Annotated in this window: 29 protein-coding genes; 26 read left to right on the top strand and 3 right to left on the bottom strand. The window is 47.4% G+C overall.

Going from position 1 to position 25,348, the window contains the following annotated elements; all coding sequences use genetic code 11:
• Nucleotides 1-409: 409 nt before the first annotated feature.
• Genes C1N60_RS23520 through C1N60_RS23510 form a run of 3 tightly spaced genes read left to right on the top strand, consistent with a single transcriptional unit; the run spans nucleotide 410 to nucleotide 3,474 of the window.
• Nucleotides 410-1,294 carry a ParA family protein gene (locus C1N60_RS23520; RefSeq protein WP_394522043.1) on the top strand — a complete coding sequence of 295 codons (885 nt, stop codon included), beginning with the start codon at nucleotides 410-412 and terminating at the stop codon, nucleotides 1,292-1,294.
• Complete coding sequence (locus C1N60_RS23515) at nucleotides 1,294-2,712, top strand: ParB/RepB/Spo0J family partition protein (protein ID WP_394522042.1); 1,419 nt, start codon at nucleotides 1,294-1,296, stop codon at nucleotides 2,710-2,712. Before C1N60_RS23520 ends, C1N60_RS23515 begins: the two co-directional genes overlap by 1 nt.
• A gap of 3 nt (nucleotides 2,713-2,715) precedes the next feature.
• Nucleotides 2,716-3,474, top strand: a complete 759-nt coding sequence (locus tag C1N60_RS23510; RefSeq protein WP_394522041.1) for a hypothetical protein — start codon at nucleotides 2,716-2,718, stop codon at nucleotides 3,472-3,474.
• Here C1N60_RS23510 and C1N60_RS23505 read toward each other — a convergent pair.
• Nucleotides 3,440-3,730: a hypothetical protein gene (locus C1N60_RS23505; RefSeq protein ID WP_394522040.1), complete on the bottom strand. Its 291-nt coding sequence runs from the start codon at nucleotides 3,728-3,730 to the stop codon at nucleotides 3,440-3,442. The two genes, C1N60_RS23510 and C1N60_RS23505, sit on opposite strands and share 35 nt — an antisense overlap.
• Before the next feature lie 73 nt (nucleotides 3,731-3,803).
• Here C1N60_RS23505 and C1N60_RS23500 point away from each other — a divergent pair, with 73 nt between their 5' ends.
• Nucleotides 3,804-4,208, top strand: a complete 405-nt coding sequence (locus C1N60_RS23500; protein ID WP_394522039.1) for a hypothetical protein — start codon at nucleotides 3,804-3,806, stop codon at nucleotides 4,206-4,208.
• A gap of 135 nt (nucleotides 4,209-4,343) precedes the next feature.
• On the opposite strand, the gene C1N60_RS23495 is transcribed toward C1N60_RS23500, so the two are convergent.
• Nucleotides 4,344-4,892, bottom strand: coding sequence for a hypothetical protein (locus tag C1N60_RS23495; RefSeq protein ID WP_394522038.1), 549 nt, complete (start codon nucleotides 4,890-4,892; stop codon nucleotides 4,344-4,346).
• 1,868 nt (nucleotides 4,893-6,760) lie between these two features.
• Between C1N60_RS23495 and C1N60_RS23490 the strand changes: the two genes are divergently transcribed.
• The 20 genes from C1N60_RS23490 to C1N60_RS23395 all read left to right on the top strand — a co-directional run bounded on the left by C1N60_RS23490 (nucleotide 6,761) and on the right by C1N60_RS23395 (nucleotide 20,466).
• Nucleotides 6,761-7,864 (top strand): DUF3560 domain-containing protein, encoded by a 1,104-nt coding sequence (locus C1N60_RS23490; protein WP_394522037.1) that lies wholly within the window; start codon nucleotides 6,761-6,763, stop codon nucleotides 7,862-7,864.
• Between the two features lie 73 nt (nucleotides 7,865-7,937).
• On the top strand, nucleotides 7,938-8,117 hold the full coding sequence (locus C1N60_RS23485) for a hypothetical protein (protein ID WP_394522036.1): 180 nt from the start codon (nucleotides 7,938-7,940) through the stop codon (nucleotides 8,115-8,117).
• Between the two features lie 163 nt (nucleotides 8,118-8,280).
• Complete coding sequence (locus C1N60_RS23480) at nucleotides 8,281-8,718, top strand: LexA family protein (RefSeq protein ID WP_394522035.1); 438 nt, start codon at nucleotides 8,281-8,283, stop codon at nucleotides 8,716-8,718.
• Complete coding sequence (gene umuC, locus C1N60_RS23475; protein WP_394522034.1) at nucleotides 8,706-9,971, top strand: translesion error-prone DNA polymerase V subunit UmuC; 1,266 nt, start codon at nucleotides 8,706-8,708, stop codon at nucleotides 9,969-9,971. The genes C1N60_RS23480 and umuC overlap by 13 nt, the downstream gene beginning before the upstream one ends.
• A 41-nt stretch (nucleotides 9,972-10,012) precedes the next feature.
• Complete coding sequence (locus C1N60_RS23470) at nucleotides 10,013-10,699, top strand: hypothetical protein (protein ID WP_394522033.1); 687 nt, start codon at nucleotides 10,013-10,015, stop codon at nucleotides 10,697-10,699.
• Between the two features lie 526 nt (nucleotides 10,700-11,225).
• Nucleotides 11,226-11,585, top strand: a complete 360-nt coding sequence (locus C1N60_RS23465) for a hypothetical protein (RefSeq protein ID WP_394522032.1) — start codon at nucleotides 11,226-11,228, stop codon at nucleotides 11,583-11,585.
• Between the two features lie 111 nt (nucleotides 11,586-11,696).
• Nucleotides 11,697-12,206, top strand: coding sequence for a J domain-containing protein (locus C1N60_RS23460; RefSeq protein ID WP_394522031.1), 510 nt, complete (start codon nucleotides 11,697-11,699; stop codon nucleotides 12,204-12,206).
• A gap of 72 nt (nucleotides 12,207-12,278) precedes the next feature.
• Nucleotides 12,279-12,539, top strand: a complete 261-nt coding sequence (locus tag C1N60_RS23455; RefSeq protein WP_394522030.1) for a hypothetical protein — start codon at nucleotides 12,279-12,281, stop codon at nucleotides 12,537-12,539.
• 62 nt (nucleotides 12,540-12,601) lie between these two features.
• On the top strand, nucleotides 12,602-13,651 hold the full coding sequence (locus C1N60_RS23450; RefSeq protein WP_394522029.1) for a DNA sulfur modification protein DndB: 1,050 nt from the start codon (nucleotides 12,602-12,604) through the stop codon (nucleotides 13,649-13,651).
• Between the two features lie 924 nt (nucleotides 13,652-14,575).
• Nucleotides 14,576-15,073 carry a hypothetical protein gene (locus tag C1N60_RS23445; RefSeq protein ID WP_394522028.1) on the top strand — a complete coding sequence of 166 codons (498 nt, stop codon included), beginning with the start codon at nucleotides 14,576-14,578 and terminating at the stop codon, nucleotides 15,071-15,073.
• Between the two features lie 76 nt (nucleotides 15,074-15,149).
• A complete protein-coding gene (locus C1N60_RS23440) occupies nucleotides 15,150-15,308 on the top strand; it encodes a succinate dehydrogenase flavoprotein subunit (RefSeq protein ID WP_394522027.1) in 159 nt (52 codons plus the stop codon).
• Between the two features lie 262 nt (nucleotides 15,309-15,570).
• Nucleotides 15,571-15,879: a type II toxin-antitoxin system HigB family toxin gene (locus tag C1N60_RS23435; protein WP_394522026.1), complete on the top strand. Its 309-nt coding sequence runs from the start codon at nucleotides 15,571-15,573 to the stop codon at nucleotides 15,877-15,879.
• A gap of 2 nt (nucleotides 15,880-15,881) precedes the next feature.
• Entirely contained in the window at nucleotides 15,882-16,247 is a 366-nt protein-coding gene (locus tag C1N60_RS23430) for a helix-turn-helix domain-containing protein (protein ID WP_394522025.1), read from the top strand.
• A gap of 7 nt (nucleotides 16,248-16,254) precedes the next feature.
• Nucleotides 16,255-16,509 carry a hypothetical protein gene (locus tag C1N60_RS23425; protein WP_394522024.1) on the top strand — a complete coding sequence of 85 codons (255 nt, stop codon included), beginning with the start codon at nucleotides 16,255-16,257 and terminating at the stop codon, nucleotides 16,507-16,509.
• A gap of 520 nt (nucleotides 16,510-17,029) precedes the next feature.
• Complete coding sequence (locus tag C1N60_RS23420) at nucleotides 17,030-17,437, top strand: hypothetical protein (RefSeq protein WP_394522023.1); 408 nt, start codon at nucleotides 17,030-17,032, stop codon at nucleotides 17,435-17,437.
• 106 nt (nucleotides 17,438-17,543) lie between these two features.
• Entirely contained in the window at nucleotides 17,544-18,041 is a 498-nt protein-coding gene (locus C1N60_RS23415; RefSeq protein WP_394522022.1) for a hypothetical protein, read from the top strand.
• The gene (locus tag C1N60_RS23410; protein WP_394522021.1) at nucleotides 18,038-18,610 is read left to right on the top strand and encodes a hypothetical protein; all 573 of its coding nucleotides are present in this window, start codon (nucleotides 18,038-18,040) and stop codon (nucleotides 18,608-18,610) included. The genes C1N60_RS23415 and C1N60_RS23410 overlap by 4 nt, the downstream gene beginning before the upstream one ends.
• 67 nt (nucleotides 18,611-18,677) lie before the next feature.
• Nucleotides 18,678-18,914: a hypothetical protein gene (locus C1N60_RS23405; protein WP_394522020.1), complete on the top strand. Its 237-nt coding sequence runs from the start codon at nucleotides 18,678-18,680 to the stop codon at nucleotides 18,912-18,914.
• An 831-nt stretch (nucleotides 18,915-19,745) separates the two neighbouring features.
• Nucleotides 19,746-20,042 (top strand): hypothetical protein, encoded by a 297-nt coding sequence (locus C1N60_RS23400; protein ID WP_394522019.1) that lies wholly within the window; start codon nucleotides 19,746-19,748, stop codon nucleotides 20,040-20,042.
• 43 nt (nucleotides 20,043-20,085) lie between these two features.
• Complete coding sequence (locus C1N60_RS23395; RefSeq protein ID WP_394522018.1) at nucleotides 20,086-20,466, top strand: hypothetical protein; 381 nt, start codon at nucleotides 20,086-20,088, stop codon at nucleotides 20,464-20,466.
• Nucleotides 20,467-20,504: 38 nt separating this feature from the next.
• Here the strand turns inward: C1N60_RS23395 and C1N60_RS23390 are convergent, their stop codons facing one another.
• Entirely contained in the window at nucleotides 20,505-20,741 is a 237-nt protein-coding gene (locus C1N60_RS23390; protein WP_394522090.1) for a hypothetical protein, read from the bottom strand.
• A gap of 2,158 nt (nucleotides 20,742-22,899) precedes the next feature.
• Here C1N60_RS23390 and C1N60_RS23385 point away from each other — a divergent pair.
• Nucleotides 22,900-23,256, top strand: coding sequence for a hypothetical protein (locus tag C1N60_RS23385; protein WP_394522089.1), 357 nt, complete (start codon nucleotides 22,900-22,902; stop codon nucleotides 23,254-23,256).
• Complete coding sequence (locus C1N60_RS23380) at nucleotides 23,246-25,348, top strand: type IV secretion system DNA-binding domain-containing protein (protein WP_394522088.1); 2,103 nt, start codon at nucleotides 23,246-23,248, stop codon at nucleotides 25,346-25,348. The genes C1N60_RS23385 and C1N60_RS23380 overlap by 11 nt, the downstream gene beginning before the upstream one ends.

The raw sequence follows: 25,348 nt of genomic DNA, 5'->3' as shown, positions 1-25,348 counted from the left end.
TCATTCCCCGCTATGATACTTTTTAGTATCATAAGGCAATGTGAGGCATATTGGTATCATTTGATTAAAAAGTTCATCTATTTTCAGCAGGTCCGTTTAGTTGGTATGCAGGTATCGCTGAGTGAAATTTGAACTTTTAACTTCATTTAGGACAACACGTATGGAAATATTGCAAAACAAATACTTCTTAAGTCACTGTATTCTTTAGACCATTATGGATTCTTCAGCGAATCGTTCATGGTATAATTTCACCCGATGTTGCGCATGCGCAACTCGCTACTTGGACATTGGTCACAAAATGTTTTTAACATGATACTTAAACGTTGCATGTAATACACTTATCTGTCATATTAGCTGCATGCCAAGAATGGCACGGGATATTGAATCCATAGCCGGAGATTAGACAAGAATGGTTAAGCATTTAAGTACCAAACCCGCTTCAAAGCTTGCAACCCTTACTCAAGCGCAAGCTAAACAACTCAAGACTCTGCATCCAATTATTAGCAACTCCAATGGTAAAGGTGGCGTAGGTAAAACAACCTATACCGCTCATCAAGCTTGGTATGCTTCCGAGTTACTTGGGCTTAAGGTGCTCGTAGTAGACCTCGATCCTGATATGCACATTACTAAAGTTTTCTTTGGTGAACACTTTGAACTGAATGAATATGCATCTTCAACAATGTTGTTCAGTGACGACGAAATCACTAAGCCGATCATTCAACATCCAGATAATGAAAATCTCTATTTTCTACCGGCTGACTACGAATTAGAGCATATCGGTAAAGGTTTGGATGTGGAGGCCACAATTGCTCTTTATCCATACTTCCAGTTGCAGGCACTACGCCAAAATTACGATATCGTGATTATTGACTGCCCACCTGGTAAGGGAGATTACCGAAACGCGGGTATGCTCGCATCTGACTTAACTGTCCTCATTACTGAAATGAGTGGCGTTTCTTTCAGTGCAGTTAACTCAGCGATTTCTACTATTGATCAACTGGTTCGTGACTTAAACAGTCAAAACCCTGATTTTCAATTCAAGTTCCCAGGATATTTGATTATTCCAAATAAATACAAAGCATCACGTCAAAAGCATCGAAATGCACTTGATGAGTTGAGAGATTCTCCACTTAACGTGGGTATACCTCTGGGTGACTTTGAACCGATTGAAGATACCCTTAACAATCGCCGTCCTGTTTGGGATGTCAAAACTGGCAATGGCCGCACAGCAGCCAAAGCATTTATTGAAGTGATCAATACCATTCTGAAAGCTGCAATCAAGGAGGCTAAATAATGTCTGTTAAAAAAATTACTGTCCCAGCCTCTTTAAAAGCCTCATCACTGTCTAGCTTATCGAAAACAGCGATGACCCGTGGTGCTAACATTGCGGCAGAAGTGCTGTTCGTTGATCCAGAAGAATGTTATACCGTGATAAACCCACGGAAAAAATTCAATCAAGACCTGATTGATTCTTATGCCGAAGAATTTTTAGACCCCGCGCAGGGCCAGCGTGAGCCTTGCCATGTCTATCCGAAAGATGACAAAGGCTATCGGATGCACCACGGCGCAACACGCCGCCTTGCAGCGCTCAAAGCTAAAGAGCGTAAGCCTGATTTTAAATTAAAAGTCATTATTGATAGCGAACTCCTCAATCGTAGTGATGCTGCTAATTATTTTGAGCAAGGCGCTAACAACATTAAGCGCGATAATATGTCTGTATTCGATCAGGCAGATTGGATTGCTGAGAGTATGGAGTTAGCCAAAGCTGAAGGTGTTAAACTGACACTGACAGAGGTCGCAGAAAAACTCGCAATGAGCAAATCGAAGGTTTCGCGCATTTATGCATTACGCAATGCGGCCCCAGAGATTCGTGAAATCTATGACACTCGTACTCAAGACCCAGAAACTTTAACTAACCTGGTTAAAATTCGCGAAACTAACCCGGATCTTTTCACGACTCTTGTAAATGAGACTGAGCTTGATCGTGCGACTGTTCGCGAGGCTGCAAAAAGCGGCACTTTACCAAAACCAGAATATCCTATGATTGCTGGTAATGGCCAACCGCTTATAAAAACGCAAGATGATTCCCAAACCTTAAGTGCTCAGACAACTACCTCTGACAGTAATGGATATGATTGGAGTAATTTTGTTGCGCATGCGCAACAAAGTCCACTTGACGATCTACAGTTAAGCACTGGCAATAACGTAACCATTTATCAGTGTAAAGTTGAAGGCGGTTATATGGCGGCTGCATCAACTGATTTTCCGTCTCACAAGCAATTGAAGTTAGAAGATAACCATTTCTCAATATCTGGTGATGCTCAAGCTGCACTTAATCAGGCATATCTCAGCCTTTATCACTGGTCTGAAAATTTAGAGAAAGACACGAACCTGAATGAAGAACAACTCAGCGATATAGTGCTTTTAGGTGGGTTCTTGCGCATGCGCTTAGCCGCTGTGCCGGGAACAACTCCACCGGCTCCTAAGAGAGAGCCTAAACCTAAAGCTAAAGCTAAAGCGTCATGCATTCAGGGCACTTGGGAAGGACAGGAGTGTGTACTGGTATCTGACCTCAGCGTTCTTAGCTCAGAAGAATTGGCAGCGATTGGATCAAGCGACATGGTCTATATCGACGGATTAAAAGGTGGTCGTAAACTTATTCATCCCGAAGAATTTACGCTTAAGGGCGTTAAATTCAAGATTGAGGACTAAACCATGTTCGCAATCTTACTTAAAGACCGGGGTTTCCCGGTCCATTTATATCTTCAACACATGATGAAGGAAGTAAATCTTAGTCGCACGGATGCAGGGAAGCGGCTTAGTCAGTTTGCCTACGAGGCAGGTCTTCGTGATACTGCGAGCACACCCCTCAATAACACAATGACCGATTGGGTGAGGAATCTCAAAACGCCGCAATGGGCTGTAGTCAGTTGTATGCAACTGCTCGAAATTTCCGGGCGAGTTCCGAAGACTCAACAAGAGTGGGCATTCTGGGCCTTTAGCCGAATCGATAATAAAATTGCTACGGATAGACATATTCCACGAAATTGGCCGGTGGAAACAGCTAACTACTGGTTGGAGTGTGCTGAACGTTACAGCTACTGGTACAACAGACGAAGTGAAATCAAACAATGCCTTGGTGCTTGTGAAAGTCCGTTGCTTGCAGCAAAACTTATGTATCACATTTTTGGCGAGATTGATGAAGTTTGTAGCTACCCTGAACTTTTCTTCAGCCTGGCACACGGTAAATTAGCAAACGAGCAGGTTGCATCTTCGGTTCGAAATGATGTAGCTCTTAATATGCTTCAAGTTGAGCATGTGTGCCTGAATGACCATGAAGCTAAAAAGATGGACGAGAGTATAAAAGCTGAACTTAATATTCTTTCCGGTATGAACTTAATCAATATTGACCACGATAAAATGATAAGGGGGCAAAAATTCAATTTGCTCTCTCTTTTGAGGGAACCTGCTTAATTATTCCTTCGACAAGTTCGCGAAGAAAGTTGTTTGCGACTTTCCTCGCGAAATTAGCGCGTTTTATATCTGAATCAACATGATTATGGAACGCAAAAAAGAATTTTTCACTATAAAGATAAGCTATTTTCAGTCGATAACGCTCATGGATGAATGAAAGCTGAAGTCGTACCCAATCATGATCGTCAATATGTATCATGACGGGAAGAGTAATATACTTAAGAACATCCTTCTCTTTTGGATTCAGCTTTTTCATCGAGTATCCTTGTGAAAACGACCGTTGCTATATGATTATAGTATGGTTATGTAAAAATTAAACGGGAATAATTATGTGGCAGGAAGTTCTGTGCGCAGAGTTAAGTGTTGGAGCGCACAAAAAACAATTCAATCTGGGGCAGTTAGCAAATGAGCTAATTAACGTATTACCGATATCTCCTGTTGCATTCAAGCGACTTCTACTGTCGCAATACGATGCACGTAAAGAGATCAGCGAAGCAGATTTGCATGATATGATCTGCTTCATAAGCGACAAGTTAGGTCATGCTGAGCTTGAAAAACATTTGCTCGATGAAAGTGGAGACGCGCACCTAATTGATTCTGATGACGAATGGCTCTTTACCGACTCTGCTATAGAGCTTTGCAGCGAAGATAGCCTATTTCTCGACGTTTATGTAAATCGTCATAAAGTTGCTGACTTGAGTGAGACCGGGAACTTAGAAAACACTTTTCATTGAAAGCCCTGCAAGAAAACGCAGGTATATTCATTACTCATTATTCATACAAACATTACACATTAATTTTCGAAACTAACTTGTCATCAAATAAGCTTAAAATTGATGTGGTCAGGTCTTAGAAGCGCCGTAAGGCGCTTAAAAGTCCACTCTTATAGATTCCAGAATCCTTACCGGATTTCTGCCACCACTAATGTTAGCCACTTTTTCAGAACAGTCGCGAATTGTTTGTGCAAGGCGAGTAAAATGAGTAGGGTTTTTCCCCGCCATTTCGCAGCATTTACTTTTAGCTAATTGAGGGTGAGTTAAAATTATTTCAATCAGTTTTTTATTGGCGGGTGAATCTGCCGACTTTGCTGGAAGAATAGTTAGCAAGCTTTCAATGTATGACTCTGTTGTAAATCCAAAGTAATATAAGACTTCAGTGGCATTATTTAATAACGATCCAACTCGTTCGGCTGATAATTCAATCCGGCAATTTATATTGCTTTCTTTTATCCAGTTCATATAAGTAATATGATTATCAATATCACTGAGCCGTAAAATTGATAACTTTTTATCTATGTCAATTATGTACACATCATTCTCGTCAATGAAATAAATTTGCTTATTTATATCATATTGAACGTCGAAATTGTAACAGCTTGCCAAAATGGTGCGGTGTTCGATTGATTGGCTATCAGCCACCTCCTGATAACAGCGAAATTTTCGCCGCGCCCCGCCTTACGGCGGGGCGAACTAAAGAAAGTGTGCCCGAGGGGGCGGCGGTGCGTAGGTGCCCGGTGCAGCCACGGGTGAAATTCCGCTTCCTCATCGCGGTGTTCGCTCCTCGCTGCGCTGCGCTGCGGTGCGCCTCAACGCGATTTGCGGCGAGCGTAACCGGCGCGGAGACGGTGATCATCACAGGCCCGCGCGGCGGCGGGCGCATTTCAACGGCAGGTGCCCGAGGGGGCGGCGGTGCGTAGGTGCCCGGTGCGGCCACGGGTGAAATTCCGCTTCCTCATCGCGGTGTTCGCTCCTCGCTGCGCTGCGGTGCGCCTCAACGCGATTTGCGGCGAGCGTAACCGGCGCGGAGACGGTGATCATCACAGGCCCGCGCGGCGGCGGGCGCATTTTAAGGGCAGGTGCCCGAGGGGGCGGCGGTGCGTAGGTGCCCGGTGCGGCCACGGGTGAAATTCCGCTTCCTCATCGCGGTGTTCGCTCCTCGCTGCGCTGCGGTGCGCCTCAACGCGATTTGCGGCGAGCGTAACCGGCGCGGAGACGGTGATCATCACAGGCCCGCGCGGCGGCGGGCGCATTTTAACGGCAGGTGCCCGAGAGGGCGGCGGTGCGTAGGTGCCCGGTGCGGCCACGGGTGAAATTCCGCTTCCTCATCGCGGTGTTCGCTCCTCGCTGCGCTGCGGTGCGCCTCAACGCGATTTGCGGCGAGCGTAACCGGCGCGGAGATGGTGATCATCACAGGCCCGCGCGGCGGCGGGCGCATTTTAACGGCAGGTGCCCGAGGGGGCGGCGGTGCGTAGGTGCCCGGTGCGGCCACGGGTGTAATTCCGCTTCCTCATCGCGGTGTTCGCTCCTCGCTGCGCTGCGGTGCGCCTCAACGCGATTTGCGGCGAGCGTAACCGGCGCGGAGACGGTGATCATTACAGGCCCGCGCGGCGGCGGGCGCATTTTAACGGCAGGTGCCCGAGAGGGCGGCGGTGCGTAGGTGCCCGGTGCGGCCACGGGTGTAATTCCGCTTCCTCATCGCGGTGTTCGCTCCTCGCTGCGCTGCGGTGCGCCTCAACGCGATTTGCGGCGAGCGTACTCATCAAGCAAGTAATTTAATAAGCACTTACATTTAACAGTGGAGAAATAATAAAACTGGTCTAGCAGAAAAGGAGGTTTTAATAAACATATAATTAAATATATTCGCTTTTATTTTTATATTACCTATGATAAGGTAATATAAATTAAAGCGGAGGTGTAATATGTTTGCTGTGATGAAAGGCCACACTGTAGAAATCTCGTTTAATAATCTTAGGTATAGTGTAAGACTTAATACTGTTAAGGATGCTCTTACATATCTTGAAGTCATCAACAAACTGGCGAAAAGAGGGGAGTATGCATCTCTCCCGGCCAACTTTGCCGATGAGCTTTTCTCGCACCTCAATAAGATTGGCCGCATCGGGCCTAAGCGGAATGTAAGCCACAATGTTCTACATGAAAAGGCGCGTTTAGTCAGTTCCCTTGCTAAATCTAGGGGGGCGCTGTCTCATGCGTAGAAAAGTAAAAATTACTTGTCTCAATCGCTTAGGCATAAAGCTAGGGACAATGACCATAACTACTGATGATGCTGTTGTTGATCCGAAAGATATCTTTGAGAAAAACAGGAAAGCAATCAAAGAACTTTATCCCGCAACTGTAAAGGTGAAGATGTACAAAAAGAAATAAATAATTTTATCGCATGATGTGCATTTAAAATTGTTGAGTTATTACCTTTTTACAGGTAATATAATCATGAAAGAAAATTAATCATACATACTCGGGCATTGTGCCCTTAACCGGAGATAAAAAGTATGTCTAACCCAAAATCACCTGTCGTTAATCCAAACACGCCTCCTCTTGAAAGTCTACTTGCAGATTTTAATGCAAGATTGTATTTCTACCCGGAAAACATGACGGGTTATTTCGCCTTGCGAAACTCAACCGATTTTCAGTGCGCTAAAATTTATGCCGAAGTAACTGGGGGCCAGAGGGTCGAGGTTGCAGCAATTGGCTGTAACATCCGTGCCCAGGAAGCTTTACAAGTATTGACCGAAGCTTTCCAGCCGCTGCGAGAGGCATTAGAGCAACAAAAAGCTACTAAGCAGGCAGGGCGTGAACACCTTAATCATTATGAGCGTCGTCTTGAAGAACGCAGGGACCGCTTCAGTGACTTAGCATTTAAGAAGCGTCGGGCAGCATTAGACGCGTTTGATGCTAGTCACAACGCCGTTGCGCACATTCCCTTTGGACAACCTATTTTAATCGGCCATCACAGCGAAAGAAGACATCGCGCCGTACTCTCTCGTTCCCATCGCTTAATGGACAAAAGCTGTGAATTATCTAAAACGGCAGATTACTATGAAAATCGCGCCGATAGTGTTGGCAGAAGTGGTATATCCTCAGACGATCCTGAAGCGACAATGAAACTTGCAGAGAAAGTAGCAAGCCTGAAAAAAGCTCATGCCATGATGATTGAAGCTAATAAAATAGTCAGGCTAAAAAATGTAAGCGACGAAGGCAAACAGGAAGCGCTATTTTGCCTTGGTTATTCTGAAAAAATGATCAAAGAGATATTAGAGCCTGTTTACGGCGCTCAGGGTTTTGCAAGTTATCAATTGAGTTTAAGCAATAAAGCTATAAAAACTGCTGAAGAAAGAATTTCAGCGATAGAGAAAGCAAAAAGCCTCAATACAGAAGAAGTTTCATATAGTGGCTTCACGGTACAAAATGATACGGATGACAATAGGATCATCATCCGATTTGAAGAGAAGCCAGCGGAAGACGTCAGAACGTTGCTAAAAAGGAATGCTTTTAAATTTAGTCCGTCGCGTAAAGGGGCGTGGGTTAGAAAAATCACACCTAACGCGCTGGCTTCGATGAAGTATTTACTTAAAAACTTAATTGAGATTATGTAAGAATAAGGCGGCGTTAGCCGCCTTTTTTTTCATAGAGTCAATCATTATATAACGTTTAATCAAGCAGGTATTCATGGAACACTTAAGCTATTACGATTCGGCTGAGGACATGCAGATAGATCGCAAACGAGTCATGGCCGAATTTGAAAAACATCATACTGAAACACGGGATGTAGAGGAGTTTTTCTCAAAGCATCCTGCTAACTGCAACAAATTTGATGCGCAAGAACTACTCATTTTTTTAGGTTACTAATCCGCTATAGTGTTGCGCATGCGCAATTTAAAAACCTATCATCGGTTTAGTTTATTGAAATGTTTAGTCTTTTCATGTTCCGGGCTGTGTCTTTGCTGTTCCATCTTGCAGGTAAAAATCACCCTCTCTATACTGTATAAAAAAACAGTGTTAGGGAGGGGCTATGCAGATTGAAATTTATACACCATCAAAGGCTGACATCAAGCAGCATGCATTTTTTTATGCAGAACCGGTGTATGCCGGTTTCCCTTCTCCAACAAGCGGCTATGAAGCTTCTGAATTGAATCTTCACGACTACTGTGTAAAAAACAGAAACGCGACTTTCTTTGTCAGAGCGTCCGGTTCATCAATGATCGAAGCAGGGATAGGTGATAACGATATTTTAGTTGTGGACAGGTCTCTTAAGCCCGTTCCTGGCAATGTTGTTATAGCCGCGATGGATAATGAGTTTACAGTCAAGTTGTTGAACATCGTGTCAGGTAAACCTGTTCTTATGCCTATGAATCGCGCGTACAGCCCTATCTATCCAGACCCGGACAGCTTAATTATCTGGGGTGTCGTAACATATATTGTTAAAAAGGCAGATATATGTTTGCCTTAATCGACATTAATTCTGCTTTCGCCAGTTGCGAAACAGTTTTTAGACCGGATCTTTATAACAGTCCGGTTGTGGTCTTAAGCTCAAACGATGGCAATATAATTGCAAGAAATAAACTTGCGAAGAAATTAGGCATAAAAATGGGAGATCCCTATTTTCAGCTTAGGGGGTTCTTGAAGAAAAATAACGTTGCCGTTTTTTCGTCGAATTACACGTTGTATCATAGCTTTAGCCAACGGTTTTATAATTTAATCGAGTCGGTATCTCCTAAAACAGAAATCTACAGCGTAGATGAAGTCTTTTCACAAATTGATAGTGTTGATAATGTAATGTCATTCGATGAATTTGGAAAAGAACTAAGAGAGTTGATATTTAGGAATACCGGCCTAACGGTTGGAATCGGAATAGCACCAACCAAAACTTTAGCTAAAGTGTGCAATCACCATGCTAAAAAATGGGATATTTTCGGCGGAGTTGTAGCGTTATATAATACAGAAAGAATAAAACGTATGTTAATTAAGACAGACGTTGAAGATGTTTGGGGAGTTGGACGGCGACTTACCAAAAAACTCGCATTAATGGGTATAAAAACAGCTTATGATCTGGCCCAAGCGGATACTCGATTAATCAGAAAAAGCTTTGGTGTTGTCCTGGAGAGGACTGTTAGGGAGTTACGCGGAGAGGTTTGTTTCAGGCTTGAAGAAAATCCGCCAGTTAAGCAACAGATAGTTGTGTCACGTTCATTTGGTAGTCGTGTGACAGCACTTGATGACATGCAGAGGGCTGTCTGTGGTTACGCGGTCAGAGCAGCAGCTAAGCTACGTAGCGAAAAGCAGTACGCACGCATAATCAGTGTCTTCATAAAGTCTTCCCCATTTGCATTAAATGACGAGCCATACAGCAACATAGCCACTATTAAGTTAAATACTGCCTCGCAAGATACAAGGGACATCATCGAGGCGTCACAGCGCGCCCTGGCAATGATTTGGCGCGATGGAATACGATATGCAAAGGCAGGGGTGATGCTGGGCGATTTCTCCGGTAAAGAAACTCAGTATAATCTGTTTGATGAGCACCGGCCAAAGCCTAAGAGTGAACAGTTAATGAGAGTGCTTGATCAGCTTAACGCTCGTGACGGAAACCATCTCTTCTTTGCAGGAGAAGGTATAGACAACTCCTTTTCTATGAGGCGTGAACTACTTTCACCGTGCTACACGACAAATTGGAATGACATACCAACAGCTAAAGTTTTATAATCCGCAGTCTTCAAGGATTTTAATCAATGTAAGGATTTCACATGGCAGGCAGAGAAGATAGTTTAAAAGCTGTGTTTGATGATTTATTTATAAGCGCCTGTGAGCATTACGGAACAATAGATGTAAGGGCACCTCTAAATGGTTTAGACCGTTTTTTTAATGCTGACACACTATTCTCAACTTTCGATAGATTTTTTATTGTTGAGTTTAAATCTTTCATGCACAGTCTGGGTGATGAAAAATACAAAGACTCTGCATGTGACATTTGCTGCGGTTTAGTTGCTGCACCGAGTGTTATACCTTTACATGATCAATGCCATTTTGCTATGTGGGGAAGAATTAACAGAAAATCACATTGTTTAGAAGGTGATTATCAAATCTATAGGAAGGCTGTTTGTAGACCTGTCGTTCTCCCCGAATGTAGAGGAGCTAGCTACTCAGATGATTCTATAGAGTTTGAACATTTCAAATCTCTTGCTAAAAAAGCTGGACAAAACGCAGCGGGTTTACGTTCAACTGAATTTCAGATCTATCTTGCGTGGCTTCTCGGCAATCGCGGTATTGGCGCTAATGGAAAGGGTGATTTTAATTGTGCTATATACGCAACATCTAAGTCACACGGCATTGCAGGAATGGCTTTCAAAACAAGTTCAGATCTTCATCGATGGTCTACAGGAGCGCGGCCTGCGAAGCGAAACGATGATTGGGATGGTTTTTCGGCTTCATAATTTAGCACATCCCAAAATCATGCTCTGTCCTCAAAGCGACATAATGGCCCCCTTCGGCTCCCCGGCGCTGCCGGGTCGTCGAGCCATACTCCGCTAAGCGGCAAGCCGCTAAGCTCCGCCGAACCCCGCAGGCGGGTTTCGGGCCTACCGGCTAATGTCTGATGGCTGAGGTCAAAGACGTGCAGCCAGCCTTGCGGCTGTCGCGCAAAAGGGCCATGCAGCCAGCCTGACGGCTGTCGCAATAACCGGTCGCAGGCTCCCTCTGAAGGCTCACGCCTTGCGTGAGAAATGCTGTGCCCTGTCTTACCTCTCTGCCGTGACGCTTCCCCGAGTCCCTCCACCGCGCCTGACGATGCCACACGGGCTGTGCCGGTCAAGGGTCGCTGGCGCTGAACGGCTGCACCCGGTCCCTCCGGGCTGCGGCTTTGCCGTTCCCCCGTGACAGTCACCTGCCGCCCGTGAGGCACCTCGGGCTTTGCGGCGGGGGAACGGGGAATCATCAGCAACAACAACGGGAGAGAAAGACATGTCACAGCAAAACATCAACGTCAAGGTCAAGGGCGCAGCGAAAGGCCCAAGGAATCTTTCGAAAGGTCATAAAAATGAAGGGGATATGATTAAATCGACTGTAAAAGGTTCAATTGTAGGTAATTATGACGAAGTCGCCGCGCACCTAAAAAATAATTACCCGGCAGGTGTTTTCACTGTAATCGTATGGACGCGTGAAGAAATTAAACAATTGGCACAGGAGGGGGGAGCATCAATAAGTGATAGCCAAGCAGATGACGTACTGTTTGATATTGCCACGAATGAGATTCATGAGCATGGACAAAATGAAGAAAGTGCCCTGTCTTATATATATTCGATAAAAGGGCATGCCGAGTAAAAATTACTTAATTCTACCTGGTATAATTTTTTTAGTTTATATATAATGTATTTGCTTTCAGGCGCAATGCCTAAACCGGACACCCGCCGTAATTCGGATAGTAGGTAAGAAATGAAAATCACTATTTCTCATGCAATTTCAGTATTAAACATTTCAGGCGAAATCACAGAAGTTTCAATCAAACGCGCTTACAGAAGTCTCGCCAATAAACTCCATCCTGACCGTAATCCGGGCAATGCTAAAGCAGCGGAAGAAATGAAGTTAGTTAACGCTGTGTATGAATTTATTAAAACCCAGAACATTGAAGCAATTCAGAGTGCTGCCGCTGAAGCACATGATGAAAAGTTAGTGGGCGTAATTGCAAGTCTTAATCAGCTTTCGGGCATCAAGTACGAACAGATTGGTCGCTGGGTATGGATCATGGGAGACACCCGACCTCACAAAGAAACCCTTAAGGCTCTCGGCTGCATGTGGTCACGTCAAAAGCAGCTTTGGTACTTTCGCCCTAATGAACATAAAGCGCCTTTCAATCGCCGCACACATGAACAGGACGAACTACGGGAAAAGTATGGCACAAGCGGTGAGCGCCGCAGTGCAGGCATGACATCCTTACATGGCTAGTTAACCTGGCGGGGGATTGACCCCCGCCAGATTAAATATCGGGCACCCGCCGCAATTCGGGAAGGAATTAAAATGAAAAACTACAGAAAAACAATCACTGGCACAATCACCGAAATCAACGGGATTTCGCAATTACATTTTAACGGTGTATATAAATTGTCGGGAGGGAAAAACACCCTTAACTTTCCTTTCTTTCAAGAAATCCCCCTCCACAATCAGATTGAATCAATAATGTTGGTGAATAAAATGTGCACCAATGTCACAAGGGTTTGCATTTTAAGGGATGTTAATCAAGTTAAAGATATTGAAATTACGTACAACCTGCCAGCCTGAATAAATTCTAAATGATGAAACGGTCTGCTGACCGTTTCACCTCTAAATATTGGAGTTTCATAATGTCCCATTTTACTTATCCATGCTTTATTGGTGTTCAGGGCGGTCAGAGAATTATCACTATTCAGGTGCCATTCTCCCATGTTGAACGTTTACTAGTGTGTGACAACACAGGCCATGTCCTTGAGCGAAGTCAGCGGGAACGTAGCACGAAACGCGTAAACGACTTTGCTAAATATCTTCTTGATGCAGTAGAGCATGATAAACCTTTTATCGTTCCCCCGCTCATCGGTAATTGCGATGGTGAATTGCAGATTGAATTATGGGGCGAGACCTTTTTAGGCCAGGTGACATTTCCGATGGAAGCGCGAACAGTCCTTTTTGACGGTCAACACCGACAGGGCGGCATTGTGCAGGCGGTAAAGTGTGATACACGCCTTGCCACTCATAAGGTGACAATAGTGCTCACACAGAATTTAGATCTACCGACCCGGCAACAATTCTTTTCCGACATTAACAGTAATGCCTCAAAACCGAGTGCCTCGATCAATCTTGCATATAACCGTTCCAATGAGGTCAGTCAGCTTGTGAAAGAGGTAATCAGTTCGCATCCTCTACTGCACAGAAAGACAGATTTTGAGCGTCCTGTCGTGACCGGGAAAATCAATAATTACTACGTTTCTTACAAAGCTGTATGCGATGCTACTAATCGCTTTATAGCGTTTCTCAGTGATGACGACGCAGAAACCATAGAGTCAAAACTGTTTTCAATCTGGAGTGCCTGGGTGAAATTTTCCCAGCTAGGGCAGGGGACAGAGATTGCTTATGCTTCTTATAAGTCCTGGTTCGTTACCTTCCATGCCGTATGTATTGTAGGGTTTGGGTTTGCCATGAAAATACTCCTTGAGCGCCATTCACTGACAGAAGTAGTCACAATGCTGGAGAACATGAAATCAGATACGTGCAATGCCCAGTCTAACTACTTTGAACATCAAAACTGGAAGGGCATATGTGTTAATCCTGATACTGGCAACATGATTGCAACAGTAAAGGCGCAAAAGGCTGTGGGTATTAAGCTGGCCGCTACGATTCTGTCCGGCAGTTTTAGCTGATGTTCTATATAGCCGCAGGGATGCGGTTTTTTAGTTTGTAAGGCGTTGATTGCTGCTTATACAATACGTGCTGCTAAGTTAAATAGGGTGAATAATGAACGTTATATTCGAGAATACTCATACAAAAAATACGAAAGAGTTCATTTTTACTGTCTACCAAAAAAATGATGGCTCTTACGTCATTACACATGTCAGTTACAGAATCATGCCAGATGCTTCGCGCCGTGTTGTAGCCCAGAAGGAATGGACAGCCAAAGATCTCACCGAGTTAAAAGGTGGCGAATTTATGAACACCCGGCAGGGAAGCTTTTCGCCAGTTCCTTAGCGTAAAAATTAAGTTGCAAAGCCCTTAGTTCAATACATTTTCGTTAGTGTGACCTCACAATTTCCTCTTTTTGCGCATGCGCAACTTTCAGTATTTTTCTCCCCCTAAACGGCATGCTGGCCCCCTTCGGCTCCCCGGCGCTGCCGGGTCGTCGAGCCATACTCCGCTAAGCGGCAAGCCGCTAAGCTCCGCCGAACCCCGCAGGCGGGTTTCGGGCCTACCGGCTAATGTCTGATGGCTGAGGTCAAAGACGTGCAGCCAGCCTTGCGGCTGTCGCGCAAAAGGGCCATGCAGCCAGCCTGACGGCTGTCGCAATAACCGGTCGCAGGCTCCCTCTGAAGGCTCACGCCTTGCGTGAGAAATGCTGTGCCCTGTCTTACCTCTCTGCCGTGACGCTTCCCCGAGTCCCTCCACCGCGCCTGACGATGCCACACGGGCTGTGCCGGTCAAGGGTCGCTGGCGCTGAACGGCTGCACCCGGTCCCTCCGGGCTGCGGCTTTGCCGTTCCCCCGTGACAGTCACCTGCCGCCCGTGAGGCACCTCGGGCTTTGCGGCGGGGGAACGGGGAATCATCAGCAACAACAACGGGAGAGAAAGACATGTCACAGCAAAACATCAACGTCAAGGTCAAGGGCGCAGCGAAAGGCCCAAGGAATCATTTTGAAAACCATACAGGATACCTTTGGTATAGCCCTGAAGCAGATGCAGCCTGGTATGCCCACTGGAACGGTGAAGAGTGGGATCTAGAAATTGCCGGTATCGGGCTGGCAAGCATGAAGCAGGAACATCCCGACTTAGTGTTGATAACGAGCAAAGATTTTGAACTGATCCGCTATCACCTGAACTGCAAGCCGGTTACTGAAATTTCAGAGGAAATATTCACAGACATGCTGGAAGTGCTGCCACCGATAAAATGGCAGAATCCCGGAAAGAAAGAAGGATGCTCTTTCCAGATGGAGGAAATATACCCTGGCGGTGTTGTTGATTTTTTCGTTGAGTGGGAGGGGAAATTCTATGCACTGAGAGATGACATGGAACTGACTCACGCCGAAATCATCGAGAAAATTAAAAATTCACATGTAATTTTGAAGAAATGAAAAAAGCAGGGGGCAACCCTGCTCTTTCATCCGTCATACGCGGGCGTATGACTATCACGTCAACTCTGGAGGCAACATGATTACTGAAGAACACATCCTCACACATGCAAAAGAATTTGTAAATGGCCTGGTGAACGGTCGCGCCTCAATGCCAGCCATGCCTGTACATGAATGGACGATGTTTATGACGCTTGTCAGAGAGCAAATCAGGCAACGGAATCTGGCTATTCATTAACGTGTAGCGAACCAGCCATGATCCATGCATGAGGGCGGGTGTTTATACACCCGCCCTCATAGCTTTAAGTTTAAGAAGCTGGATATCGTCAAATGATTTAAATTTGCGCAAATTTTAATTACAACAAGCTAGCGAATAAGCGCTAACTTCAGGTGCTGTATGCTGGCAGCAGATGTTCTGATTTGGAAAAAATAAGTTGAAAAGTCCCTCAGTGGGACTATAATAGAATCTTAGTCCCGTAGTGGGACAGTGAGAGGAAGCCATGAGAGTTATATCAATCGCAACGTTGCGCAATTTCTGGGAAAATAAACTTTATCGCGATGCAGAACAACCACTTAAATCATGGCTTGACGAAGTCAAAAAGGTTAGCTGGAAAGAACCAGCAGACATTAAAGATTTATACGGGAGCGCCAGTATCCTGAAAAACCGACGCGTTGTATTCAATATCAAAGGCAACGATTATCGTCTTGTCGTAGCTATTGCTTATAACACAGGGGTCGTATTCGTAAAATTTGTCGGCACCCACGCCCAATACGATAAGATCGACGTAAATACAGTTGAACCGGAGTGATTATGAACATAAAACCAATTCATACAGAAGCAGATTACAAAGCAGCACTGAATGCAATTGCACCGTTGGTTGAGCTTGACCCGATGCCTGGCACCGAGGAAGGTGACTATCTTGAAGTAATGGCAACGCTTATCGAACAATACGAAAAAAAGCACTATCCGATTGAAGCGCCCGACCCAATTGAAGCCATCAAGTTTCGCATGGAGCAGGCCGGTCTTACGGCCACTGATATGAAACCCGTGTTTGGTACTACCAGCCGTTTTTATGAAGTAGTAAACGGGAAGCGCAACCTTACACTGCCGATGATCATCAAACTTCATAGAAGCTTTAAAATACCTGCTGAGGCATTATTGAATCTTAGCATTTAAGGGATTAATGATGAGTGTTAATAAAATTATTAAATTTATCCCCTGTCTTCTATTAATGGGGTTTTTAATCACCTTTGTAAATGCTGTTGATACCACGGTTAATAGTGGTCTTATAGGTAAGGGCGAGTTCATTTATGAGTCACTAAAAAGTGGTGATTCAGATGTAATTGTACGTGCCTTTTTCCTGGCTAGTTTTCAATATGGCGTATTTTTATGGGTAGGGCTGTACGCTTTAGTAAAAATTGGAAAAGCAGTGCTCTGATTGACAGGTTTTTTAGACACAGATCTCAACCATTATTAGGCCCCCTTCGGCTCCCCGGCGCTGCCGGGTCGTCGAGCCATACTCCGCTAAGCGGCAAGCCGCTAAGCTCCGCCGAACCCCGCAGGCGGGTTTCGGGCCTACCGGCTAATGTCTGATGGCTGAGGTCAAAGACGTGCAGCCAGCCTTGCGGCTGTCGCGCAAAAGGGCCATGCAGCCAGCCTGACGGCTGTCGCAATAACCGGTCGCAGGCTCCCTCTGAAGGCTCACGCCTTGCGTGAGAAATGCTGTGCCCTGTCTTACCTCTCTGCCGTGACGCTTCCCCGAGTCCCTCCACCGCGCCTGACGATGCCACACGGGCTGTGCCGGTCAAGGGTCGCTGGCGCTGAACGGCTGCACCCGGTCCCTCCGGGCTGCGGCTTTGCCGTTCCCCCGTGACAGTCACCTGCCGCCCGTGAGGCACCTCGGGCTTTGCGGCGGGGGGAACGGGGAATCATCAGCAACAACAACGGGAGAGAAAGACATGTCACAGCAAAACATCAACGTCAAGGTCAAGGGCGCAGCGAAAGGCCCAAGGAATGCATGTTTAAAGGCTGAAAACAAAATATTGAATTTCAGAAATGGGACTGTTGAAACAGGCGATATCTTCTATTCATCCTGGGGCTACGAACAAACGAACATCAATTTTTACCAGGTAACGCATCTTAAGGGAAAAAGCACGGTCGTCGTTCAGGAAATCCGGTGTCAGCAAATTACTGCATCGGGCGCTATGAGCGGCACTGTAGAACCTGTAAAGAGTGATTTTATCGGAGATCCTTTAACAAGACGTGTAAAGGAATGCGCACAGGTTCCCATGATTGCTATAGACGAATGCGAGAACGCTTACAAAAAAACAAATGACAAAAAGTTTTATTATTCATCCTATGCATGAGGAAAATCAAAAGAATTAAATTAATAATATTGTTAAGCCTGGTATATTTGCCCGGATTTTAATATAATAGCTGCATGGCATTGGGCCACTAACCGAAGGTAATTTTATGAAAGCTGATTTAACTACGTCATTTATTAATAAATACTCTCACCTGCCAGTGTCTGAATTGGTTTTATACATTCCGGGAAAAACATCAATTCAGGACACTGTAGTTGTTCGTGATGGCTCGTATGTTGGTCAATACTCTAATAAAACCCTTGAGGAATATCGGGAAGAATATCCCAGCATGATTATTACCTCTTTTGCTGAAGCCATTGCGCTGACTGAGGAGTTAGTCAAAACTGACGTGAGTGAGATCACTGAGGAAAGGTATAACGATATGCTGGAATGTCTTTGGCCTATCGACTGGAAACAAGGTAGCGGGACTGACTCATTTAAATTCCGTGAAATGTATTCAGGTAATATCACTGACATTTTTGCATTCATTAAAGACGAAGTAACAGGCGAGCGCCGTTACTTCACTTTCCGCGATAATGTCAGAATGGCACATAGCGAAATTATTGCAAAATGCTCTGCTTTCATCGCTAAGGGGGAAACCGCATGAGTACGACTACAAACGTCTCTATGGTGCATAAACTCGCTGGCCTGGAAGGTGAAGCGGTAACGCTTTTAGCGCTTATAAGTACAGTGGCAGATCTGGATATGCATGAAATAAGGATGCGAACTGAGAAGCTTTTCAAAAGCGTTTCAGACCTTGTCTGGAGTGATAGCAATCTCGGAAAACACGGATTAGATATCCTCGAAAGTATTGAAAATGCTGCTTTAATTTTGAATCCATCATGCTGGCTTGAACACATGCCCGAAGATATTTCAGTTGTGTTCAATGAGGAGCATTTAGCGTTTTTGCAAGATGAGGCTGATGAAGCAAAAACGGAAAAAACTTGTGATGCATCCGATGAAGGTTGGAGTTTAAACGGCCAGCGATTCTACGGTGGCTGTATCGCGCCTGGTGAACAGCTTCAAGCTTACACCTTTGATTGTGAGTGTTCTGTATGCGGTTCTGCGGCAACGCAAACTGAATTTGAGCGGGTCGAGGGAGGCTCACTGAATCGATATTATAAAACAGAGTGTTCATCATGTGGAGGCATAACCGATTACGGCAGCATGAGATAACGTAAAAATGGCGGCTGATAAAGTCGCCATCTAACTATTTTCACTTTGCGCAAAGGAAAATTAAATCATGCCACGAATTACATACATAACTGATGTGAAACCTGGGGAACCAGACATTTTAAAAGCGCATCTACAGTCAACACTTGTGATCAAAACTCTGGACAGTGCAACAGAGATATTTTCACAAGTGGCACCTGAAAGCGGATGGACTCATGCGATCTTATCAAATATACAGCCACAAAATTTATTCTATGGCGCAGATGCATATCTCGATGGCTGTTGGATTGGTTCTACTGAAGTTTGACAGTATGGTGCCCCAACTCAGGGGCGCTAAAAGCCTCTGGCCCTTCGGGCCGGGAAAAGCCGGTGCTGCCGCACCGGCATCACCCCTCCAGTGCTTTTCATAGCTGCCAAAATTATTAAAAATAAATGTATTTCATATCGTTAAGATTTTTATCTTGCTGTATTAGATGCATGTCAATGTTGAATGCGCGTACATCAACGTCAACATTAACAGCCGTAAACTGGCCCCCTTCGGCTCCCCGGCGCTGCCGGGTCGTCGAGCCATACTCCGCTAAGCGGCAAGCCGCTAAGCTCCGCCGAACCCCGCAGGCGGGTTTCGGGCCTACCGGCTAATGTCTGATGGCTGAGGTCAAAGACGTGCAGCCAGCCTTGCGGCTGTCGCGCAAAAGGGCCATGCAGCCAGCCTGACGGCTGTCGCAATAACCGGTCGCAGGCTCCCTCTGAAGGCTCACGCCTTGCGTGAGAAATGCTGTGCCCTGTCTTACCTCTCTGCCGTGACGCTTCCCCGAGTCCCTCCACCGCGCCTGACGATGCCACACGGGCTGTGCCGGTCAAGGGTCGCTGGCGCTGAACGGCTGCACCCGGTCCCTCCGGGCTGCGGCTTTGCCGTTCCCCCGTGACAGTCACCTGCCGCCCGTGAGGCACCTCGGGCTTTGCGGCGGGGGGAACGGGGAATCATCAGCAACAACAACGGGAGAGAAAGACATGTCACAGCAAAACATCAACGTCAAGGTCAAGGGCGCAGCGAAAGGCCCAAGGAATCGTGAGGCACCTCGGGCTTTGCGGCGGGGGGAACGGGGAATCATCAGCAACAACAACGGGAGAGAAAGACATGTCACAGCAAAACATCAACGTCAAGGTCAAGGGCGCAGCGAAAGGCCCAAGGAATCTTTCACAAAACCAAAACAAAATGAATTTTGATGAAGTTTATCAGTTTCTAAAGTTGCACTATAAACCATCGCGGTTTGCAGAACGTGATCAGCCTGGTGTATGGCACGATTATTCATCTTGCGTGACTAAATCACATATCGAATCTTTGCATCTTTATGGTGTTTCATACATTTCCAGGTTCGAAGACAAAGCAGGAGTTGGGCTTAAGTTTAATGATCAGCTTCAGATTGTAAGTTAATAGTCTTTTCATCAGGCATTAGGCCGCTAACCGGGATAAAATTATGCGTATTGTTGAAACCAGAACGCCAATATCAACTGTAAAGAATATCAAACTTTTCTATATCGACTGTTCGCGCGAGTGCGAAAATTTGGAACTGTTAGCCCGAAAAGCTTTTGTAACCCAGCTTGAAAAGCATTTCAACGAAGCTTTGATAGTAGCCACAGGGGAGGATTTATGTCATGGCTTTTGCATTTGGTCTAAAGGATGGACGTCCAATTTTGGCGTGAAAATGCATCATGAAGATGTTTTCCGCAATGTGTTTAATAAGGTACAAAGTGAATTTTCATTCTCTCCACCTACGGTGAATAAAATTTGCGCCTCTTGTATGGAGAGTTATTGTGGCAATTGTTCACAAAGTAATGGAAAAAAAATAGCTTATTAGAAATAATCAGGTCTGGTTCTCCAGACCTGATTTTAGACTTAATCCGCAGCTACAGATTTTACTGGTTCTGACTGATTCAGCTTTGCCGCTATGGCTTTCTTCATTTCCGTTATCGCCCCTCTCACGACTCTTTCAAAGTCTTCGTTTAGGTTGATTTTCAATCCCAGTTCGTTTAGCTCTTTTCTCAGGTTGTCAAATTCGTCCTTCAATTCCCCATCACACGCGAACTGGATCTTCTTACGTCGCGCTTCAGTTGCAGAAACAATCTTAGCCATCTTTTTAACTCCTAATGATACGAATAGGTATCATAAGATCGCAAATCAATTAGAGCAACAACTGACACACTATTGATCGCTTAGTATGAGAGAAAATAATCAGCCCTTACATCGCAATAAAAAGCCGTCATATAGCAGCCACCAATAAGCTCCACCTTACGCCTGGAAGTGGCAGGAGGTCGCGACTGATGCCGCTGCCGCCAGCGCACCCGCCTGATTCCCGGACGGGGGAGGCGGTCGCGGTCGTTGCCGCTGCCGCCAGCGCACCCGCCTGATGCCCGGACGGGGGAGGCGGTCGCCGTCGTTGCCGCTGCCGCCAGCGCACCCCGACTGATACCCGGACGGGGGAGGCGGTCGAGGTCGTTGCCGCTGCCGCCAGCGCACCCCGCCTGATACCCGGGCGGGGGAGGCGGTCGAGGTCGTTGCCGCTGCCGCCAGCGCACCCCGCCTGATGCCCGGACGGGGAGGCGGTCGCGAGTGATGCCGCTGCCGCCAGCGCACCCGCCTGATACCCGGACGGGGGAGGCGGTCGCGAGTGATGCCGCTGCCGCCAGCGTACCCGCCTGATGCCCGGACGGGGGAGGCGGTCGCGACTGATGCCGCTGCCGCCAGCGCACCCCGACTGATGCCCGGACGGGGGAGGCGGTCGAGGTCGTTGCCGCTGCCGCCAGCGCACCCCGCCCGATGCCCGGACGGGGGAGGCGGTCGCGGTCGTTGCCGCTGCCGCCAGCGCACCCGGCCGATGCCCGGACGGGGGAGGCGGTCGCGGTCGATGCCGCTGCCGCCAGCGCACCCGCCTGATGCCCGGACGGGGAGGCGGTCGCGGTCGATGCCGCTGCCGCCAGCGCACCCCGCCGATGCCGGACGGGGAGGCGGTCGCGGTCGTTGCCGCTGCCGCCAGCGCACCCCGCCCGATGCCCGGACGGGAGGCGGTCGCGGTCGATGCCGCTGCCGCCAGCGCACCCCGCCTGATGCCCGGACGGGGAGGCGGTCGCGGTCGATGCCGCTGCCGCCAGCGCACCCCGCCCGATGCCCGGACGGGGAGGCGGTCGCGGTCGATGCCGCTGCCGCCAGCGCACCCCGCCCGATACCCGGACGGGGAGGCGGTCGCGGTCGATGCCGCTGCCGCCAGCGCACCCCGCCCGATGCCCGGACGGGGAGGCGGTCGCTGTCGATGCCGCTGCCGCCAGCGCACCCCGCCCGATGCCCGGACGGGGAGGCGGTCGCTGTCGTTTACGCTGCCGCCAGCGCACACCGCCTGATGCCGGATTAGTGGAGCAGTCGCGGCGGTGCCGCTGCTGCCGATGTACGGCACGGCCAGCGCCCGGATTATGGGGGCAGTCGCGGCGGTGCCGCTGCTGCCGATATACGTAACGGCCAGCGCCCGGATTTTGGGGGCAGTCGCGGCGGTGCCGCTGCTGCGGATGTACGGCACGGCCAGCGCCCGGATTATGGGGGCAGTCGCGACGTTGCCGCTGCTGCCGATGTACGGCACGGCCAGCGCCCGGATTTTAGGAGCAGTCGCGGCGGTGCCGCTGCTGCCGATGTACGGCACGGCCAGCGCCCGGATTTTGGGGCAGTCGCGGCGGTGCCGCTGCTGCGGATGTACGGCACGGCCAGCGCCCGGATTTTGGGGGCAGTCGCGGCGGTGCCGCTGCTGCGGATGTACAGCACGGCCAGCGCCCGGATTTTGGGGGCAGTCGCGGCGGTGCCGCTGCTGCGGATGTACGGCACGGCCAGCGCCCGGATTTTGGGGGCAGTCGCGGCGGTGCCGCTGCTGCGACATGCACTTAGGCTCCTCAGAACGATTCTGGCAGGGGGTCACAGGAAACGACAGGTTTTCCAAACCGGCGCATTCAACGTCATAGCGCTCGACTCCTGGAACCTGACGATGCATCGAAACAGTGACCAAGGACAAAACCAAGGGAAAAACGCGGATCAGTGCCCGGTTCGGCTGTATACCCCACGAAAATCCGTCACACCCAACGCATCATGCGATGCTAAGCCCAAACCCGCACAGGGCGCGGCTTTGGGGTGCATGACTGCTATTTCATAGCTGTCATGCACTAAAAGGATTCACTCCGCAGCAGTAAAGGGGTTAGAGGTGCATGATCGTCATGCTATGATACGAATATGTATCATCAAGAAGAGAAACAGCATGGCGGTCAAAAGACATAACTTTCAATTCAGGCTTGCAGCAGACATGGAGGAGCTAATCCTGGCTGAAGCTGCACGCAGAAACGTATCACCAAGTGATTACGCTCGTTCACTAGTTATCTCTTCACTGAGAGATACAAGCCACTTAAGCGCACGGTCTGACATGAGTCTGAAGCTTCAGGCTACTGCCACCTTCCAGCTTACTCACTTCATTTTTGAGCTTATGAAAAAACTCGATCCCGATGGCAGTGATACCGAGATTACCGAATATCTAAACAGGGCCATTTTCACACCGGCCAAGCAAAAAGCTGAAGCCATTCTGGAGCAACTAGGTACAGGAGAAAACCATGCAAAATAAGCAGGCAGACAGAAGCACAATGGTAGATTTGAACAGGGGAGGACAAACGTTAATCCACTTCCTGCGAATGCTACATCAGACTCTGAAGCGTTACTTCAGGGCTGTGCTTTGCGTTTACGTCGTTTCTTCTTGTTTCTTAGGCTACTACCTGACAAATACCCTTGATCGTTACATGGGGTTTAAATACTACTTCTGCAAGCTTCAATACGACTTCCTAAACCTCAAAACTAGTTCTGCGAACCTGACTCTGCCTAACGGTCAAACTATCGTAACGACCAATCAGGCTATCGTGGAAAGTCCACTCATGCAAAAGCATGGTGAAGCACTTTATAGCAACCTTCTAAATGGTGGCTTAATCGCTGGAGTAATAGCGCTGGCTTCGGCCTACATTCTGTTTCGTTATCTCGTAAAAAGAGGACGCAAAGAAGCGCGGGATGAGCATGTAAGGGGTAGCGAACTCGCTGAACATGAGAAGTTGCGCGATGCTGCGATAATGAAGGTTAAGGAGACCGGGCTTGATTCGAGGATTCGCATTGCAGATATACCACTTATACGCTTTCAGGAAAACTCAGGGATAGGACTTTCAGGCTCTCCGGGAACAGGAAAATCCAACGCCATGCGTGATCTTCTTCGTCAGGTAAGGGCGATGAAGAAAAAGGCTGTTGTGTACGATATTTCCGGGGAATTTGTGAAGCGATTTTATCGCCCCGGTATCGACGTCATTCTTAATTGTTTTGATGCACGATCTCACTCATGGGATGTATGGTGCGAAGGCAATCATGAGATGGTTTTCGACAGACAAGCAAAGGCTGCAATACCTTCAACCACAGGTGGCGATCCTTTCTGGACTCTCTCGGCGCAATTGTTCTTTTCATCTTTAACACATTCATTCTCACTGAGAAGTGAGAAGCCTGAAATGGCGCATCTGATGCACACCATTCTCAGGATGAGCGCTGACCAGATATCAAGTGTACTGGCTGATACAGATGCCCGTAACGTTATCAACGTGGATGCTGAAAAACTTGCATCTTCCGTAAGGGCCATTGTTACTGCTTATACGCGAAATCTTAAATATTTTGCACATACAAAAGGTAAGCGATTTTCTTTTAAAGAGTGGGCCAGAGACGAAGACAGTGATGTGACTGTGTTCATTACTGTGCGTGATGACATGATGGAGGCTTTACGTTCACCTATATCAATGATGCTGGAGTCTGCAATCTCAGCAATTCTTTCTTTAGAAGCCGATGAAGATCGCCTTATAGCTGTACTGATAGATGAACTCAAAACACTAAATCAACTTCCGTCACTTCCTAATCTTATTAACACAGGCCGCAAATTCGGTGCCATGCCTGTGATTGGATTCCAGTCTCCTTTTCAGATTTACGAGCTTATGGGAGAGTCGGGCGGGAAGGCTTTCTTCGATTCTCTGGGAACGTTCGGGGCATTCAGAATTAATGGCATGGATGGTGCAAAATGGTCAGCCTATCAGTTGGGAGACAGAGAGAAAGAAGTTGCGAATGAAAACACCAGTTTTGGTGCAAATGATGTAAGAGACGCTGTTAGTGTCAATCATAGCCAACAGGAAGGTCAGTTACTTTTAGCGAGCGAGATTTTCGCGCTTAACGACCTCCACTGTTATCTAAAACTTAACCGAGGCTTGCCAGTATCTCATATCAAATATGAGCATGATGGTATGAAGCAAATTGCTCCTGCAATTCTTGAAGCTGACTTCCTGAAAAATGCTGAAAGCATGAAGGCTTTTCACATTGATAACAAGGACAGTCCTGAAGCGATCATTGCCGAAATCAACAAAGATGCGCAGTCAAAGAATCTTAAAGATATTAGAAGCTGGGAAGGACAGAAAAAGGCCAATGACGCACGAGCAAGCGGGGCCGCAGCCACAGCCTCTGCAAGCACTTATGCAGCATCCTCTGAAAGTGATTCAGACTCAGGAGAAGGTATAAGCGACGGTATTGATTTAATGGCTATGGCCTTTGAGCGTGAACAGGGAAGCGCACCTTTACCCGAGACTCAATCAGCCGAAAAATCTGGCGAGCGCAATATCTCATCTGAACTTGATATAGGATTCTAA

It is taken from the genome of Pantoea sp. SGAir0184, from assembly GCF_043544755.1.
Note: the sequence above shows the minus strand (reverse complement) of the source record. Positions and strands in the feature narration are given on the sequence as shown.